Below are 16,577 nucleotides of genomic sequence, written 5' to 3'. Positions count from 1 at the left end.
AGTTTTATATGTGTATTTATTGTACCTCTAATGACAAAATCGATTTTATGTGTAGAGAGATATTTAATATCAGGGTGGACTGTGGATTTGTAGGAGAAATATGCTCATCATTGAGTATTCGCAGGAAAGAAAAGGTATTGGAAATGGTCGTATATAACGAGAATGGAGACGACTATAGAGTAAAGAAGGCTATTGAAAAATGTCCATTTTGTGGTGAGGTTTTTTAATAAGAGGATGTAGTAATTAAGGACATCAGGGATAACCTGGTGTCCTTTTTAATTTGGAGGCGATCATGATATGGGATAAAGTTAAAAACTCAATAACACTGACAAGAGTAGTAGCTTTTGGAATATGGCTTGTGCTCCTTACAGTGACGGTAGCATGCTTCCGGAGTAGCAAGAATACCACGGATTTCAGGACATCTTCCTGGGGAGACAAATATGGTGATGTCTATGACAGGGAAGAGTCAGAGATATTCCAGCAGGGATCCGAGGAGTTTTCTATGATGGATAGCCTCATTGAAGGCGATGAATGTGTAGTAACCTACTTCTTTAATGAGTATGCAAAGCTCGTCCGGGGAGAATATTATATAGAACATCCCGGAAAACCAATCGATGAAGCCTTTGGAGAATACTATGAGCTTTTATCGGAGAAGTACGGTAAAGCTGCTGACGAAGATAAAATCGTGGGTGTTACTTATGCTAAGTTTAGAACAAGAACTACGAAGATTACGCTTGTGGTAAAGAACGGAGCAATTACGATAAAATTTGAACCGATCCGAAATATTTAATTTATTTTTAATACCTAATTCATCTGCTTTTCACAGGAATGAGAGATAATTACGATATGTTTTCATGGACTGAAAACTATGCTAATGATTCTTTTGTTAGTATTAGGAAGGAGCCTAAATATGAGAAAATCTATAATTTCCATAATGCTTGTTCTGTTGTTTATACTATGTATTCCTTCAAAAGCATATGCTTCATTCCCACTTAAGGAATCTAACAGTGATACTGCTTCGGTAGAAGCGCAGGAGTATTATAATAAGCTGCCACAAGGTGTTAGAAATGCTTTTGAGTCATATGGATGGCGGGTGATCATAACGGATGTATTCAAGGTAAATTTCGTATCAGCTATGTATAAAGGTGCGCCTAGCGGTGGATATGTTGCAGGATATACGGAGACAGGCTCAAGAAGCATTGTACTTGCTAATACTGATGCGGGGGCTGCTATGAACCATGAGATGGGTCATTTCTTTGACTATATTCTTGCAGGGAACGTGTCTGAATCGCAGAAATTCTATAATATCTATGCTGCGGAGTGTGCAAATTTTGATGGGGGAAGTAATTCATATGCAATGTCTGATTCTACAGAATATTTTGCTGAAGCGTTCCGGGAATATGTGGAGTGCGCAGGATATTTGAAGGCTCGTTGCCCTTATACATACGCTGCATTAGATGGTCTTGTTAGTCCTTATGGAAGGACACAAACAGATAATGTAACAGATTACGTGAGATGTGACTCTCATGTGATATCCGAGACTGCAAGACAAGCTGCGAATAAGTTTAAGGATTTGGCCGTACTGGCAGCAGAAAAAGTGCTTGGAAGCGATAGTGTAGGCTCTAGAACTTTGGATGGATGGCTTGATAAGGCGAGTGAAACTTATCAGGATATAAAGGATGATCCGGAAGGATGGGGAAAAGCATTAGCAGAAAAGGCAAATGACAAGATACATAATTCAGATCCAGGAGATATTGGTTCAGCAGCTGCTGATAAGATCAATAAAAAGTTCGAAGAAATGGGAGAATATGCAGATTCTAAGGACTGGGGACAAGTCGGAGCTGATGCTGCTGATAAGGTAAAGAAATATCTGGGAGGTATCCACTGGAACGAATAGCCTCTTGCATGGAGAAAATCAATATGAACTTTTGTTTTGTACAGTACAATCGATACACCTATCCATCTGGCCTTGAGCCTGAACTGACGGAAATAGCAGGCCACTTTGATATTTCTGAAATAAAAGATGTGCAAGATTACTCACTCCATACGGAGTACAGCTTTGCTAGCAGGAAGCTTTCAACTGAATTAGTAAAGAGGTTTCCGGCTATTAAGGAAGCTCATAACAGATATGTTCCACAATTATGGAAATCTGAGAAGTGGGCTGACGAGTTTGCACAGTTCGTCATTGCGCTTACGGAATCCCATGTGGCTCCCAAAGTCATCGAGATACATCCGCCATTTAATGACTACTGTGATATGGATGGATTCATAGATCGATTTAATGTTTTTGAGGCTGTTATACATAATAAGTATCCGAATGTGCAGATTGTGGTGGAGAACAGGGCAGGATCCAGGTATTCAGGTGGAAAATTCCTTGTTAGTAAAGCAGCGGACATTGGTGCACTTTGTGAAAAAATCCGTCAGAAGGATGTGAAGCTTGGAGTAGTCCTAGATTTTCCACAGCTTCTTACTGCTGAACATATAAATACAGATCCTTTTGAGAAGTTAAAATACCACAGTGCTCTGAATCCGCTTCTAGAGTATAGAAATGAGATAAAGGGACTCCATATTTGGGGGAAGAAGCAGAATGACACTGGAAGGATGATTGCTCATGTGGGGAACCTGAATACATACTTTCCTAACCCGGAGGATAAGCGATATTTTCTCGATGGGATTTATGCCCTCTGTAGAGATGATGCTCGACGGTTCTTTGTACCGGAAGTGAATTCTGGTCAGGCTGATTTTGAATCAGTAGTAATGGACGTTGTTAACAGATGTATAGATGATTGCCACTAATATGATAGATGCTTTTATATTGAAGTAGTGAGCCGGATACCTTTTTTATGGGTTCCGGTTCTTTTTTTATTGAAAGTTTAGATACCGCAAGCCTTGCCAATGATAAAATGGTTATATGGCAAAATACAGGAAAACAAGAAAATTTAGATATCCGCTGAATCTTTTACGCGATATATGTAAGACTTGGGGAGCAGAGTATCTTCCGGTATCTGCAACCTCGGATGTTAGGGCTAACCTTTTGAATGTCGTTAATGGCCTTACAGATGATGAGATAGAGCTTATTAGGCTTCGTTATGAAGAGGAGAAGACCTTCGTAGAGCTTTCTGATTATTATGGAATATCTCCAAGCGGTGTTCGGGATCGAATGGTTAAGATCCTGAAAGCGCTCGGTACAAAGCAGTATTCTGATATGATCTACAAGCCGCGTAAGGATAAGAGTGAGATTAAGACGCTGGAAGATCTTAATCTTTCAAACCATGCCTATCGTACACTTCTTAGGAATAATATAACCACCCTGGATGAATTAAAGGATATCGGACTTGAAGGAATACAGGGATTAAGGAGTGTAGGAGCAAGTACATATAATGAAATCCAGGACAAAGCTGGATTCTTGTGGAGAGAAGAACGGTCATGAACGGTGAACGGCCGCTTGTTACTATTCACAGTTAAATAGATTTTGAAATGAAGCTCATATTGGTGGGCTTTATTTTTGTATTAGGAACAATTAGAATATTAAACAAATTAAAAATTCATAGGGAGATAAAAACTGATGCAAATAAGGCCAGCAGTAGAGATAGATTATGAATCAGTTCTGAGAATTATGAATCAGGTTCAGGATATTCATGTTGAATTGCGTCCTGACATATATAAAAAGAATAAAGAGATAATTACCAAAAAAGAATTTTTGGAAGCACTGGAAGGGGATACTTTCTATGTCGCGGAGGATGGAGAAAAAGTCGTAGGTATTATGGGACTTACTTATCGTCATATAGAGTCATCTTCTCATGTAACGAGAGACGTTATTTTTGTGGATTGCATGGCAGTCGACGAGCCATACAGAGGAATGGGAGTAGGGCATGCCTTTTTTGATAAGTTAAAGGAACTTGCGGCAGAAATAAACTCTGACGGCATAGAACTCCAAGTGAATGCAAAAAATAAGCAGGCGTATGAGATGTATGCAAAATACGGATTTAACGAGAAATCAATAAATATGGAATTGTTGGAATGGTAAATAATACCTATTGACGATTGTAAAGGCAATAAAAAAACGACAAGAAATATATAAAACATCTAGCTTTTTGGTGATTTTGACAGAGATAATTAATCGTTATGAGTATGAGGGAATTAAAAATTTAGAACAGCATGAAGCTGATAGGCTGTGAATAGTAACGGCCGCTTTTGTGCTGTGGAAATTATTGGACACCTTATGAATTATAATTTGATTTATAAAGAGTAAGGAGGAACCAGTTTATGAGAGACATAAAAAGTTTCACAAATAGAAAAAATGTAGTTGAAATGGAAAAAGTCTTTTTGTCGGATTTTGTTGAAAATATGGGTGTGAAGGATAGAATCAGTGACATGGGACTTACATTTTTTAGCGCGGGGATACTGATGTTTTCTGTAGCATTCATTATTTCATCATTATGAGGTGTGGCATTGTAAATTAGTTAGGATCCATTAGAAAAAATATATCTTTAGCGATAAAAAGAGAAGCGGAGGAATTATGGATGGACTCAAATGAAATAGAATACTCTGAGGATGCGCTTATATTCTTAAGCTTGTATAAGCAGATGGATAAAATGAGTCAGGAGTTTTTCAAATGGTTACTTCCTGAGATTGCTGAAGGCCGGTTGGATGTTATTGGCATGGGCTCTGAAGGGTTGCAAAAAATATACGAGGACTGGAAGGCAGAGCATAAGAGAAATATTTAAAGGCTTAAACTAACGGAGTTGATTATTGAAAATATGTTTAGGGGGATTAGTACAATGAGAAAAATAGTAAAAGCGATGTTCTGTATGCTGTTAGTATGGGTGATTGTTCTTACAGCTATACCAATGGAGACATATGCGAAGGTCAAAAGTGCAAGCTTAAAGATTACGGGAGCATTCATCAGGGATAATAAAGCTATGATAAGTTTAAAGATAAAGCTTCCGGATAATGATTACTATTATGTCTACACAAACATAAGTAGGATAGAAAATGGGAAAACAGTAACATATGACGAAAGCTATTACTCAGTAGAAGAAAGTGGTGCTAGTGAAGACGATGTTAGCTATTATATTGATAAATCAGGACTTTATGAATTCGATTATATACTGACAGATAATATTGACACGTATAGTAATAGTTATGAAAACTTATATGCTTATGACAAGACGTATCTGTATATAACAAAAGAAAATGGTATATACAATATTACAGATTATAAGCATGATCCATATTCCGCTCTTGCTGCCAAAGACAAAAAGAGCATAAAAAAGCAGCTGACTCAATTCTTTAAATATGCTAAGAACTATAATGTCGGAGGGATAAAAAGCTGTGTTAAGACGGACAGAAAGAATAGTTACATTTATGAGAGATCGGCTCAGCAATTTATTCGTACTGCTAATAAAAAGAGGTTTTCTTACAAAATTAACAGCATAACTGTTGATGGAAATGAAGCGAGGGTAAGGACGGATGTTACTTGCTATAATTCATATAATGCAGTTAAAAGTGCTATGAAAAAGCAATTTGTTACAGCCCTTCGGACCAAGAAATTTAATTATGCTAAGTTGATCTCGGACATGAATAGATATTACAAAAAGGACAATACATACGAATGGTATCCGACAGATATTAAAATGGTAAAAGTTAAAGGCAAATGGAAAATTAAGAAAATGACTTTTGATATTCAATTTATAACTAATTGTGGATTGATATATGCACTTGATTATATCAAGGACCATCCGTCAGAACTTATATTTGATTAAGTGTTTCTGGAAACAGAATTTATAGGCTATTAAACTGAAAAACGTTGCATTAATGAAAAGGATTAATGCAACGTTTTTTTATTTGAAACGGAAACAAAAAATGAAATTTATATTCAGATTGTAGTCAGTACAAAGATAAATCATTGTGCAAATAAGATTTATTTTATCTCGAATTAAGATAATTTTAACTTATATCTGAAATAATAGAATCAGTGGTATTGTGCAATTTTTTTACTCTCATGGGAGCGGCTTATTTCCCAATCACGGAGGTTAATAATGTCTGATATCATTTCTGAATTTAATGGCAATGTAGTAGGTATAGCATGCAACAAAGGTGATCATGTGAAGACTGGGGATACGGTCATTGAGATCCATATGATGGGCCTTAACGTACCAATAGTAGCTCCTGCACCAGGTATTATTGAAAATATTTGTGTTTCAGTAGGAGATAATGTTACCAAAGGAATGATAGTATTCAGTATGGAAAGTCTATCAGCTGATTCTGATCATGTTTCATGCCCAAGTTGTGGAGTAATCAACAATCGTTCTGCGAGATTTTGCTCATCTTGTGGCCAAAAACTTGCAACAAATACTAATATTCCTACTATTATACAATCACCCAATACAATTAATGGTTTCGGAAATCAGACCACTAACAATACAATTCCGCCATATACTCAAAATACGGCTTATAACTCCAATATAGCTACCAATGCTCCAATCAAGAAGAAAAAGCATTGGTTAAGAAATACCGTAATAGTTGCTGGTGTTCTTTTAGTATTGTTAGTTTTATTTGGCAGCAGCACCGATGAGAGTGAAAAAAACAATAAAACCGTAGAAAACACTCAAAAGAGTAGTGCAAGTACAGCTAGTACTCAAATCATCCAAGTAGCAGAGAATAATACAAAAGTTGAAAATTCTCAAAAAAGCATCAGTAAAGAGAAAGATCCCAACTTTATGCATGATTTGAATAAACAAAAGACAGAAACGGTTATAACTGGGATAGATTACTATGGATACGGAATAGTTTTTTATAGTCAAGGTGACCGGATGTTCTATCTAAGATGTCCATATATAGAGACATCGAATGGGGAGACTCTTTATTCAACGGTTCGCTTGCCAATTGATGATGAATCAATAACGAAATACGAATTATCAGATGGTGACTGCGTAAAAATTAGTGCGCATGTGGTTGATCATATGACTAATGATGAGTTCTGGTTGTTGTTCGACGAATGCACACGGGCAGATACAAGTTTTATATATGATATTTATAACTCCTCATCATACGAAACACTGCCATCATATAGTTCTTTTACCAACTTTTGCAGATATGGAAAAAAAGGGCAAATGTGTCTATTAACGAACGTTGAAGTATATTCTACTGATGACGATAGTTATTTTTGTTTTATTGACTACAATCCTGATTCTATAGATTCACAGGTATCTTTGCATTTATTGGATTCTGCAAATGGTGTTACACATACTCGCATACTTCCAGGGGATAGGATATCTGTTTTTTGTCATCTTGTACGTATAGAGTCATCCGGAACACCTACTTTTGAGCTAGATTATATTATAGACTTGAATGGAAGTAATTCTAGCGGTGCAACCACTCACAGTAATCCCACTGGGCCTAGTACTGCAATAAATGACAATTCAACAACTGGTAATACAAATAAGGCCAATTCATATGATAGTATGGCTATCGCCGGGCAGGATGTTGTTGGTAGATATACTAATGGTAATGGGGCAAATCTTGGATTATATGAAAAGCCTAATGAAGGACAGATTTCTGTATTTAATATAAGCGGAAGTTATGAAATACCGTATAATCCTAACTATGAGAACTATTCTGAGGAAAGATACTCTATAAGTATATACACAGAACAAGATGATTATGGTATAGGAGAAGAGTGCGGATGCATAAGTTATTATGTTGATGGAGTAGAAAAACTATATGCATTGTTGTATATGGTTGATACTAATACATACCTTGCTTATGATCCTAATACCATGAAGCAAGATAGCGACATGCTGTTTATTCAAGTTCGAAGCTATAATGATGCATACGTGATTGATACATATAAAGGCGGTGAATGGGAGTATTCCTATGTTATGACTGAGCACTATGAGTCTTAAGCTTTTATTTTTGAACCATATATGGGGCAGTCTTAGACTGTCCCTATCATGAAAGATTAATTATTATTGTCCCTTTTTTATTCAATTTGCGAAGTTCCATTGTTTGTATTCTGTAAATAGGCTATACTCTCCAAGGAAATTATTTAGGAGGGACAGATATGGCTAAGAAACATATGTCAAATGATGAAAAAAGGGAGTTGGCTTGGGACCAGGCAAGAGTGAGAAACAAAGAAGAAATCGCAAAGATTGTAGCATTTTTGAAACTTGACATGAATACTTTTGAAATTGAGTATTCTACTAAGTGCAAGATGATGATGCTTAGTGACTATTTTTCACATGATTTAAAAAGCTTGGTGAAGAGATCGAAGAGTCATTCAGAAGAATTAAAAGCATAATAAAAGTGAAGCGATGAGGTCAGACTATATGTCTGGCCTTATTTTTTTTTTGCTCCCCGGAATTCAGTCTCCCAAATCCCCTTAGAAAGATAGAAGAAATTTTTCAGAAAAACCGGAAAAACACCTCACTCGGATACCTAACTAGTAGAGAGGTGTAAAACTTTAACTATTTGTTTCCAAAAACCGGAAAAAGGATCCTCTTCAAATACATAACTATTAGAAAAATTCAAAATCTCTCGTACATTTTCACAGGTTTTGTAATTAGGGATTATAGAAGAACAATTGCAGGGAGCTAAGGTAATGACGCAGAGCGAAAAGTATCAGATCGAAATATTCCGAGCGCAGGGCATTGGTTATACAGAGATTGCTAAGAAGATGGGGATATCTGTCAACAGCATAAAAACATATTGCAGAAGGCATGATCTTGGCGGGAAGAGAGGCTATGTGGCAGCAGGACCAATAAACGTTTGTGCCTGTGAGAATTGCGGTAAGCCTGTTATACAGAACGCTGGGAGAAAGAAAAAGCGCTTCTGCTGTGATCGCTGCAGAAATGAATATTGGAACTCACACCTGGATCAGGTAAACAGGAAAGCCAACTATGAGGTCATATGTAAGAACTGTGGAAAGACCTTTATAGCCTACGGCAATAAGAACCGCAAGTACTGTTGTCATGATTGCTACTTAGAAGACAGATTTGGAGGTGCGTGTTAATGGACGTGACAAGTGATATCAGAGAAATGATGGATACTCCTGCAAGGGAAATAACTGTAGAAGGGATGCAGCAGGATTTTGAGTATGAAATAGCACAGAAGATTACCAAGTCCCTTTTTGAGCAGGGCCTTATTTCTGATGAAGAGCAAGGGAGAATTACAAGATTAAACAAAGAGAGCTTCTCGCCATTATATAAGGAACTCATAGAAATATAACTTGATAATAATGGCCGGTAGAGTGATGTATGGTATCGACCAAACAAGGAGACGAGACGATGGTTAAGATTACAAAGATTGAGCCCATGCAATGCTTTACAGCTCATAAGAAAACAAGAGTCGCGGCCTACGCAAGAGTATCTACAGATAGTGATGATCAGCACCAAAGCCTTGATGCACAGAAAGAACATTATGAGTGCTTCATCAAGGGGAGGAGCGATTGGAGCTACGCCGGCCTCTATTATGATGAAGGAATCACAGGAACTAAGGTAGAGAAGCGAGAGGGACTCTTGAATCTACTTAAGGATTGTAAAGCAGGAAAGATAGACAGGGTTATTACTAAGTCAATAAGTCGCTTTTCAAGAAACACAGAAAACACGCTGGAGATGGTTAGATCACTTAATCAGATCGGCGTGAGTATTTATTTTGAAAAGGAAAACATAGATACAGAGCATATGAACTCTGAGCTGATGCTTTCAATACTTGGCTCTATAGCTGAGAGTGAAGCAAGGTCTATTTCTGAAAACAGCAAATGGGGTGTAAGGCACAGATACTTAGAAGGAATATACAAAATATCATACCCGCCATACGGCTACAGAAACGATGATGGCAAGATGGTAGTTGTTCCTTCCGAGGCAGAAGTTGTGAAAAAGATTTTTGACATGGCACTTGCTGGCCATGGTTCCTTAGCAATAGCAAAAGCGCTTAATTCAGAGAATATACCTTCAAAGAGAGGCGGGAAATGGCATCCAGCATCAGTCCAGGACATTTTGAAGAATGAGAAATACACCGGAGATGTAGTTTTTCAGAAAACATACACGGATGGGAATTTCAGAAGGCATCATAATTACGGAGATGTGGACAGGTACCTTTGCCAGAATCACCATGAGGCAATAATCGATCATGAAACTTTTGATAGAGTAGCTGATGCTGTACAAAGGCGCGGTGTAGAAAAAGGCATTATTGATGGAGAGAAGTACAAGACAAGATACGCTTTTACAGGAAAGATCATATGTGGAGATTGCGGGGCAAACTTCAAGAGGCGTACCCATTATAAGAAGAGTGGCGATTTTATTGCCTGGACTTGTAAAACACACCTCAGTGATCAATTATCCTGCGGGATGCTTTATGTTAAGGAAGAATACATAAAGGCAGCTTTTGTAAAGATGATGAATAAACTGCGTATAGCCCATCCGAGGATGTTAAGGCCTTTTGTAGATAATCTTCGAGGCATTAACAGCACTGACAGACTCCGACAGATTAAAGCTCTGGAAGAAAAGATAAGAGATAACAATATGCAGCAGCAAGTTTTAGCAGAGCTTATGGCTTCCGGTTATACAGATCCGGGAACTTATCAGGAAGAAAAGAACATGCTTCTGATCGAGGCTGACCGCTTGGCAAAAGAGAAGGAGAGCATATCTTCATATATAAATGGTAACCTTACACACTTAACTGAAGCAGAGAAGCTCCTTAAATACATTTCAAAAGTTAAGAACCCGGTAGCCTATGACGATGAGCTCTTCCTGGCATACGTCGAGTCAGTAACAGTAAAGGACAGAGAAACATACACTTTTAATTTGAAGTGCGGCCTCAAATTAACAGAAAGGGTGGAAGTTGAATGAACCATATACCATATGGGTACTACATTGATAAAGGCGTGGCCAAGATTGATGAACCTGCAGCAAAGATGATAAGAGCGCTGTTTACAGAATTCATCGAGTGTAAATCAATGAGAGCAGCAGCCATGAAGATCGGACTGAAGAAGCCACATGCAACCTTGGGGAGGATCATCAGCAAGAGGGTTTATTTGGGAACTGACTTTTACCCGCAGATCATTGATGAGGAAGTTTTTAATAAGGCAAATGAGATTAAACTCCAGAATGCTATAGCACAAAATCGCATCAGAGAAATAAAGAAGGATGCACCAATGATAATGAATATCCAGTTCCAGCTCGGAGCTTTGGAGAATAGATATGAAGACCCGTATAAGCAGGCCGAATATGTTTATAGCCAAATCAAGGAGGCAAGTGATGAATGAAAATGTTGTTCTAATCCCAGCAAAGAAACGTCCCGGGAACAATGTGGTTAAGGATGCTTATAAGCCAAAGTTAAAGGTTGCAGCGTACTGCCGAGTTAGTACAGACAGCGATGAGCAGGCGGGGAGCTATGATGCACAGGTTGAGCATTACACCGAGTACATTGGCAAGAATGAAGCTTGGGAGCTTGCAGGCATTTATGCTGATGACGGAATAACCGGTGTGACCACTAAAAACCGAGAAGGCTTCAAAGAAATGATAGATGACTGCATGGATGGAAAGATAGATGTTGTTCTTACAAAGTCCATCAGCAGATTTGCACGAAACACCCTGGACTGCTTAAAGTATGTAAGACAGCTTCGTGAAAAGAATATAGCGATCATCTTTGAAAAAGAGAACATCAATACCTTAGATTCTACCGGAGAGCTCCTACTTACCATTATGGCATCGCTGGCCCAGCAGGAATCAGAATCCATCAGCCAGAATGTTAAAATGGGTATTCAGTATAGATACCAAAACGGACAATATAACATCAACTATAACCGTTTTCTCGGATACACCAAAGGGCCAGACGGAAAGTTGGCCATTGTTGAAGAGGAGGCCAAGATAGTAAGGCGCATTTATAAAGAGTTTTTGGACGGAGCTACACTTAGAGATATCGCAAATGGCTTACAGCGAGACAAAGTTATGACAGGTGCGAAAAAATATAAGTGGCACATGAGTACTGTGGAAAAAATCCTCAAAAATGAAAAGTACATGGGAGACGCTCTTATGCAGAAGACAATTACCAAGGACTTCATGCAGAAAACGAGAAAAAAGAACGATGGAACAGTGCCTCAATACTATGTAACAAACGGCCATGAAGCGATTATTCCAAGAGATATTTTCACAGAGGTTCAGGAAGAATTTCTTAGGAGAAACAGTATCTACACCAAGACCGGTAAGAAAAGACTCTACTCCAGCAAATATGCTCTTAGCAGCTTATGCACCTGCACCAAATGCGGAGATGTTTATAGGCGGATCGTTCTAACAGACAGAGGCAAGGTCACCATCAAATGGAAGTGCTGCACCAGATTTGAGCATGGGCCTAATGCATGCCCGGCTCCAATGGTTCCCGATGTTGAGCTTAAGGAAGCAGCGGTTACAGCAATCAATCAGGTCCTTAAGTGTTCAAAGGATATGAAGGTAAAGCTCAAAGAAAACATTGAAACAGCTCTGGCCAATGATAATTCTAAGGAGCTTGAGGCTATCAATAAGGTACTGGCCGGAAAACAGAAAGAGTTGTTAGAGCTTGCCCAGGCAAGGAAAGATTATTCGAAATTGGCAGAGGAGATAGAAAAGCTCAAAGTTGATAAGAAAGAGCTGATGGTTGATAAGGCCAAGAACGAAGGAGTTAAGAGAAAAGTTGCGGAGATGGAAAAATTCCTTCAGGAAGCGCCTACCGAGATTGCAGAGTTTGATGATATCATGGTTAGGCGCTATATCAAGGAGATCAAGATTTACGATGACAGATTCCAGATCATTTTTAAGGCTGGAATTGACATAGATGTGCCAAGACAGTGAAAAAAAATTATATAAAATTGTTACAGATCGATATTTATAAGGTACAAAAAACGTGCGTGGCAAAACAGTCACGCACGTAAACTTTTGCAACAATAATGGACACGTGGAGAGTAGAAATTAGTAATCGTAGTCCTCGTCATATTCATAGTCCGAATAGGGCCCTAAATATTCATAATCATTGTAAATAAGGACATAGGAAGATCCTTCTAGTTTGTAAATATGCTTGTTTTGTATATTTACAGCCAATCTAGCACATCGCTCTGAAGTTTCATCATCAACAACATATAGCACAGAATATACGCTACATTTTTCACCATTTATAGTTTCTGTCTGATTCTCATCTTTAACAGCTGCTTCATCATATTCATAATGATATTTATCAAGAATTGACTTATCAGCTATATCAATGATGTAAGAATTAGCAAAATCCAGTACAAAAGAATATTCTTCTCGTTTTTGTTCTTCATTTAGATTTTCTTGAGCCGTACTGGAAATAATAGCATCCTTACTGCTCCATAATAAATACCAAACATCATTTTTTATCTCATAAATCTGGCCATAATCCAAACTGATTGCATATTCTGAATACCAGGAACCATTTTCATCGACTAAGTAGTACTGACTATATTCGAAAAAGTCATTATTATCTTGTGAGATTTCTCCTGATCTACGAAGATTTTTATCATTCGACAGATTATTTTGTATTTCGGGAACAGATTGAAGAAGCTTTATCTCTTCAGAATAAAGTATAGCATCTGCTCCATATACGGGAGTATTATAACCGTCTTTCTCGTTACGAATAACTTTTTGACTATAAACGTCCGCTTCGTACCAGCCGACAGTCCGGATAGTAGTACCGTCATCCATTTTTAAAGAAAAAGTATCCCCGTCTTGGTCCAAATATGCTCCGTTAGCTATTGCGGTTTTAATTTCATTTGTGGCCATTATCAGGTCTTCTTCATTATCATATTTTGCTTTTGGCAAATTGTCATGAAGAAGCTTACTTTTTTTTGATAGTGAGTATACGCCTAAAATATCTGAACTATTAGTATCTTTAAATCCGGTATATGAAGAAACTTCAAGAGACTCAGTGAAGCTATTGTACTTGAGCGATATGCTCGTTTTATCATACCTTGTTGAAAAAGTGAATTCATTATTGTTACCTATGGATAAAATGCTAAGTCCTACACTATTATCTTTTTTGGGATCATATGATTGCCATGAAAAGGAAGGCTCATAGCCTTGATAATAGGTTAGGTCAATTTTTGAGAGGGAGCCACTTGAATTATTTTTTATAAAGGTATAAGAAGTACCCTCAATAAAGAGGTCATCGAATGAAAGAGTTGAAGCGCTTGCAATGATTGGGCTAATGTGTAGAGCTATAATTGAAAAGACAGCAGTAAGAACGATAAAACATGCTTTTTTTAAATTGTTCATAATCATTACCTCCTAATTATGAGATATGTATTCTGTTTTCTTGATTGTTGCTATCAGCTCATCTATTTATTGAGCACTGATTCCTGCAGAACTATTTATCATATTCTCAGAGTGTTATTTAACGATGTTTGTTCCATCTTCCCACGCTAAATTCCCTTTTGATTGTAGGGGATATGAAATGATAATATTATTTAATATCTAATCCACAATTAATAAAAGAATTTATATATAAAAAGAGTATAATCTTTTTATATAACATACAGATTATATCCAATAGAAGTATGATCTTTGTGGGAGATAAAAAATGGCTGCCTAGGTAGGAAATAAAATAATAGTGGAGACATGGCTCAGGATGTAAGCAATCCTGGGTCTTTTTTGTGTGTGAATATTTGAAGGAGCATATTATAATTGCCAATATCCTTTTTCAGTAAGTTTTTATAAATTATTAAGTTGTGATTTATTGACCGTCCAATCGATATAACCATAAACTAAAGTGGTAAGAGTGTGCGCAGTTTTCAGCGGATATTCTTCTATTTTTGTTCATCAGAAGATGCAATTCTCTATGGAGGTTAATATGTATTGCGCAAAATGTGGAACACAAAATAATGATAGCAATGAATATTGTGTTAAGTGTGGTTTTCAGCTGAAGCAAGGTTTGAGCAAAGATAATGCATATGAACAAGCTGAAGATTTAGTGCGCATGGGATCAGGTGATGATTTTGAGCAGCCAGATGATGTGAATAGCAAGATGAAATTTATAGATTCAAAAATTGGAATGGCTGATGAAACGCCTGTTATTTATATTGTTTTCTATGTTGTATCTATGATAGCAATTGTCTATGGGGTTTTTATATTTACGAAATTACCCAATACTTTTAAGATGTTTGAGTTTTACAATATTGCTATAAACTCTATTTTGGGAATAACAATAGCAATTCTTATATTCACAGTACCAGTATTATTACTTGTTTATGTTATAAGAAATTTGTTTGCAAATGCGTATGTATATGAAACAGGTGCAAATTTTGAAGGTATTAGCTCTGCTGCAGAAATAGCATATTTATTAAAAAAATCAAAGAGTCGTTATATCAAGGATATTCGAATGAGCGGTACGGATGATTTGATTATTACAGGCATGCAAGGCGAATACATACTGAGAATAAATAAAGGGCATCTGGTTTTTGAAAAGCCAAGCAGAGGATTGTTTAAGTATTATTCTCGCCTGGCAGAACAGAATGCAATAATGAATTACATTGGAACTGTATATGATAGTAAAGCTTATAAATGGTCTCCTGAAAAAATATATACAGGCTATGTGGGTATTCTAAGAATTTATAAAGCAGTGCTTGCAACCGCTATGGTAGCACTCGTAGTGTTTGGAGGAACATATTTATATGCAAACTTAGGAGATATGTATGTTTCCATGGTAAAAACAGCAACTCCAGAAGGGTATCCAAATATAACTTATGGAAAAGCTTTTGATTCATTTTTTGATAATCCAAAATGGAAATCATTTACAAGTGATACGGGACAGAAAGTTGTTCAATTTGATGGTACTCGAAATGATATGGATATGACAGTTCAGTGGGTCATAGACACGGATAAGGAAGTTTTTACTTTGGAGTATATGAGCCTAGATGGTGAAAGTATGCCTATACTTGTTCAGGCGTTTGTTTTGGCCGGAATATTTGAAAGCCATAATCTGGATAAGAACGATATTTTGGGGTATGAAAAGAAAAGTACGAAACAATTTGAAATTCAATCTGATGAAGAACCGGTAGAAGAACAGGCAAGCGAATCTTCAATAGATGAGGGTACTGATAATAATAGAAAATATACTTTACTAAATTCGGATACAAATAAAATGGATATATCGATTTTAATTGGTCAAGATTTAGCAAGCGTTATATCTGAATACGGATTAACGAAAATTAAGAATAATTCAGGATATAAAAATGATGATTTTTCAGTTTGGGGGGATCCTATATCAAAGGTTTCATTGAATAGTAACGTATATTCATTATTAGGCTTGTACATTGGAATGGATGGTGAGGAAGCGTGTACTAATGTAAGAGATGCTGGTTGGGGTGATGGAACAGGATATGGGGGTTCTGTTTTATCTAAGGACCCCGATACGGGAGCATTATTGGCATTTTCATATAATAAAGAAGGAGTTTATACAATATCATTTTCTAGTATGGATTAGCGAATGCCGGGTAATATATAATAATAGAAGAAATGGGACTCTTTTAAGTGGGTTCAAAACTGGGTTCATTTTATGGCCTATCGTTAAAAGGTGAAACCGCCATAAAG

The 16,577-nt window shown here is 37.1% G+C and carries 18 protein-coding genes; 17 read left to right on the top strand and 1 reads right to left on the bottom strand.

The window, feature by feature from the left end; genetic code table 11:
- Positions 1-47 precede the first annotated feature (47 nt).
- The 16 genes from G596_RS25225 to G596_RS0110780 all read left to right on the top strand — a co-directional run bounded on the left by G596_RS25225 (position 48) and on the right by G596_RS0110780 (position 12,827).
- The gene (locus G596_RS25225; protein WP_196805218.1) at positions 48-227 is read left to right on the top strand and encodes a hypothetical protein; all 180 of its coding nucleotides are present in this window, start codon (positions 48-50) and stop codon (positions 225-227) included.
- A 65-nt stretch (positions 228-292) separates the two neighbouring features.
- Positions 293-790, top strand: coding sequence for a hypothetical protein (locus G596_RS0110850; RefSeq protein WP_022761870.1), 498 nt, complete (start codon positions 293-295; stop codon positions 788-790).
- 120 nt (positions 791-910) lie between these two features.
- On the top strand, positions 911-1,897 hold the full coding sequence (locus tag G596_RS23820; protein ID WP_022761869.1) for an anthrax toxin lethal factor-related metalloendopeptidase: 987 nt from the start codon (positions 911-913) through the stop codon (positions 1,895-1,897).
- 23 nt (positions 1,898-1,920) lie between these two features.
- Positions 1,921-2,796, top strand: a complete 876-nt coding sequence (locus G596_RS0110840) for a hypothetical protein (protein WP_044928446.1) — start codon at positions 1,921-1,923, stop codon at positions 2,794-2,796.
- Positions 2,797-2,911: 115 nt separating this feature from the next.
- Positions 2,912-3,430 (top strand): sigma factor-like helix-turn-helix DNA-binding protein, encoded by a 519-nt coding sequence (locus G596_RS0110835; protein ID WP_022761867.1) that lies wholly within the window; start codon positions 2,912-2,914, stop codon positions 3,428-3,430.
- A 135-nt stretch (positions 3,431-3,565) separates the two neighbouring features.
- Positions 3,566-4,027 (top strand): GNAT family N-acetyltransferase, encoded by a 462-nt coding sequence (locus G596_RS0110830; RefSeq protein WP_022761866.1) that lies wholly within the window; start codon positions 3,566-3,568, stop codon positions 4,025-4,027.
- Between the two features lie 239 nt (positions 4,028-4,266).
- Positions 4,267-4,443, top strand: coding sequence for a hypothetical protein (locus G596_RS24815; protein WP_022761865.1), 177 nt, complete (start codon positions 4,267-4,269; stop codon positions 4,441-4,443).
- An 80-nt stretch (positions 4,444-4,523) separates the two neighbouring features.
- Positions 4,524-4,727, top strand: coding sequence for a hypothetical protein (locus G596_RS0110820; RefSeq protein WP_022761864.1), 204 nt, complete (start codon positions 4,524-4,526; stop codon positions 4,725-4,727).
- A 54-nt stretch (positions 4,728-4,781) separates the two neighbouring features.
- On the top strand, positions 4,782-5,765 hold the full coding sequence (locus G596_RS0110815) for a hypothetical protein (protein WP_022761863.1): 984 nt from the start codon (positions 4,782-4,784) through the stop codon (positions 5,763-5,765).
- A gap of 276 nt (positions 5,766-6,041) precedes the next feature.
- Entirely contained in the window at positions 6,042-7,907 is a 1,866-nt protein-coding gene (locus G596_RS0110810; RefSeq protein WP_022761862.1) for a biotin/lipoyl-containing protein, read from the top strand.
- Between the two features lie 158 nt (positions 7,908-8,065).
- Complete coding sequence (locus G596_RS0110805; RefSeq protein ID WP_022761861.1) at positions 8,066-8,302, top strand: hypothetical protein; 237 nt, start codon at positions 8,066-8,068, stop codon at positions 8,300-8,302.
- Positions 8,303-8,602: 300 nt separating this feature from the next.
- On the top strand, positions 8,603-9,013 hold the full coding sequence (locus G596_RS0110800) for an LIM domain protein (RefSeq protein WP_022761860.1): 411 nt from the start codon (positions 8,603-8,605) through the stop codon (positions 9,011-9,013).
- The gene (locus G596_RS0110795) at positions 9,013-9,228 is read left to right on the top strand and encodes an SHOCT domain-containing protein (protein WP_022761859.1); all 216 of its coding nucleotides are present in this window, start codon (positions 9,013-9,015) and stop codon (positions 9,226-9,228) included. Before G596_RS0110800 ends, G596_RS0110795 begins: the two co-directional genes overlap by 1 nt.
- A 59-nt stretch (positions 9,229-9,287) precedes the next feature.
- Positions 9,288-10,850 (top strand): recombinase family protein, encoded by a 1,563-nt coding sequence (locus G596_RS0110790; RefSeq protein ID WP_022761858.1) that lies wholly within the window; start codon positions 9,288-9,290, stop codon positions 10,848-10,850.
- A complete protein-coding gene (locus tag G596_RS0110785) occupies positions 10,847-11,266 on the top strand; it encodes a hypothetical protein (RefSeq protein ID WP_022761857.1) in 420 nt (139 codons plus the stop codon). Before G596_RS0110790 ends, G596_RS0110785 begins: the two co-directional genes overlap by 4 nt.
- Positions 11,259-12,827: a recombinase family protein gene (locus tag G596_RS0110780; RefSeq protein ID WP_022761856.1), complete on the top strand. Its 1,569-nt coding sequence runs from the start codon at positions 11,259-11,261 to the stop codon at positions 12,825-12,827. Before G596_RS0110785 ends, G596_RS0110780 begins: the two co-directional genes overlap by 8 nt.
- Before the next feature lie 117 nt (positions 12,828-12,944).
- On the opposite strand, the gene G596_RS0110775 is transcribed toward G596_RS0110780, so the two are convergent.
- Positions 12,945-14,264 (bottom strand): hypothetical protein, encoded by a 1,320-nt coding sequence (locus G596_RS0110775; RefSeq protein ID WP_022761855.1) that lies wholly within the window; start codon positions 14,262-14,264, stop codon positions 12,945-12,947.
- Between the two features lie 574 nt (positions 14,265-14,838).
- Between G596_RS0110775 and G596_RS23815 the strand changes: the two genes are divergently transcribed.
- On the top strand, positions 14,839-16,470 hold the full coding sequence (locus tag G596_RS23815) for a zinc ribbon domain-containing protein (RefSeq protein WP_022761854.1): 1,632 nt from the start codon (positions 14,839-14,841) through the stop codon (positions 16,468-16,470).
- Positions 16,471-16,577 lie beyond the last annotated feature (107 nt).

The organism is Butyrivibrio sp. AD3002 (assembly GCF_000420905.1).
Classification (GTDB): Bacteria; Bacillota; Clostridia; order Lachnospirales; family Lachnospiraceae; genus Butyrivibrio.
The sequence above is the reverse complement of the archived record's forward strand: the minus strand, read 5'-3'. Positions and strand labels throughout refer to the sequence as shown.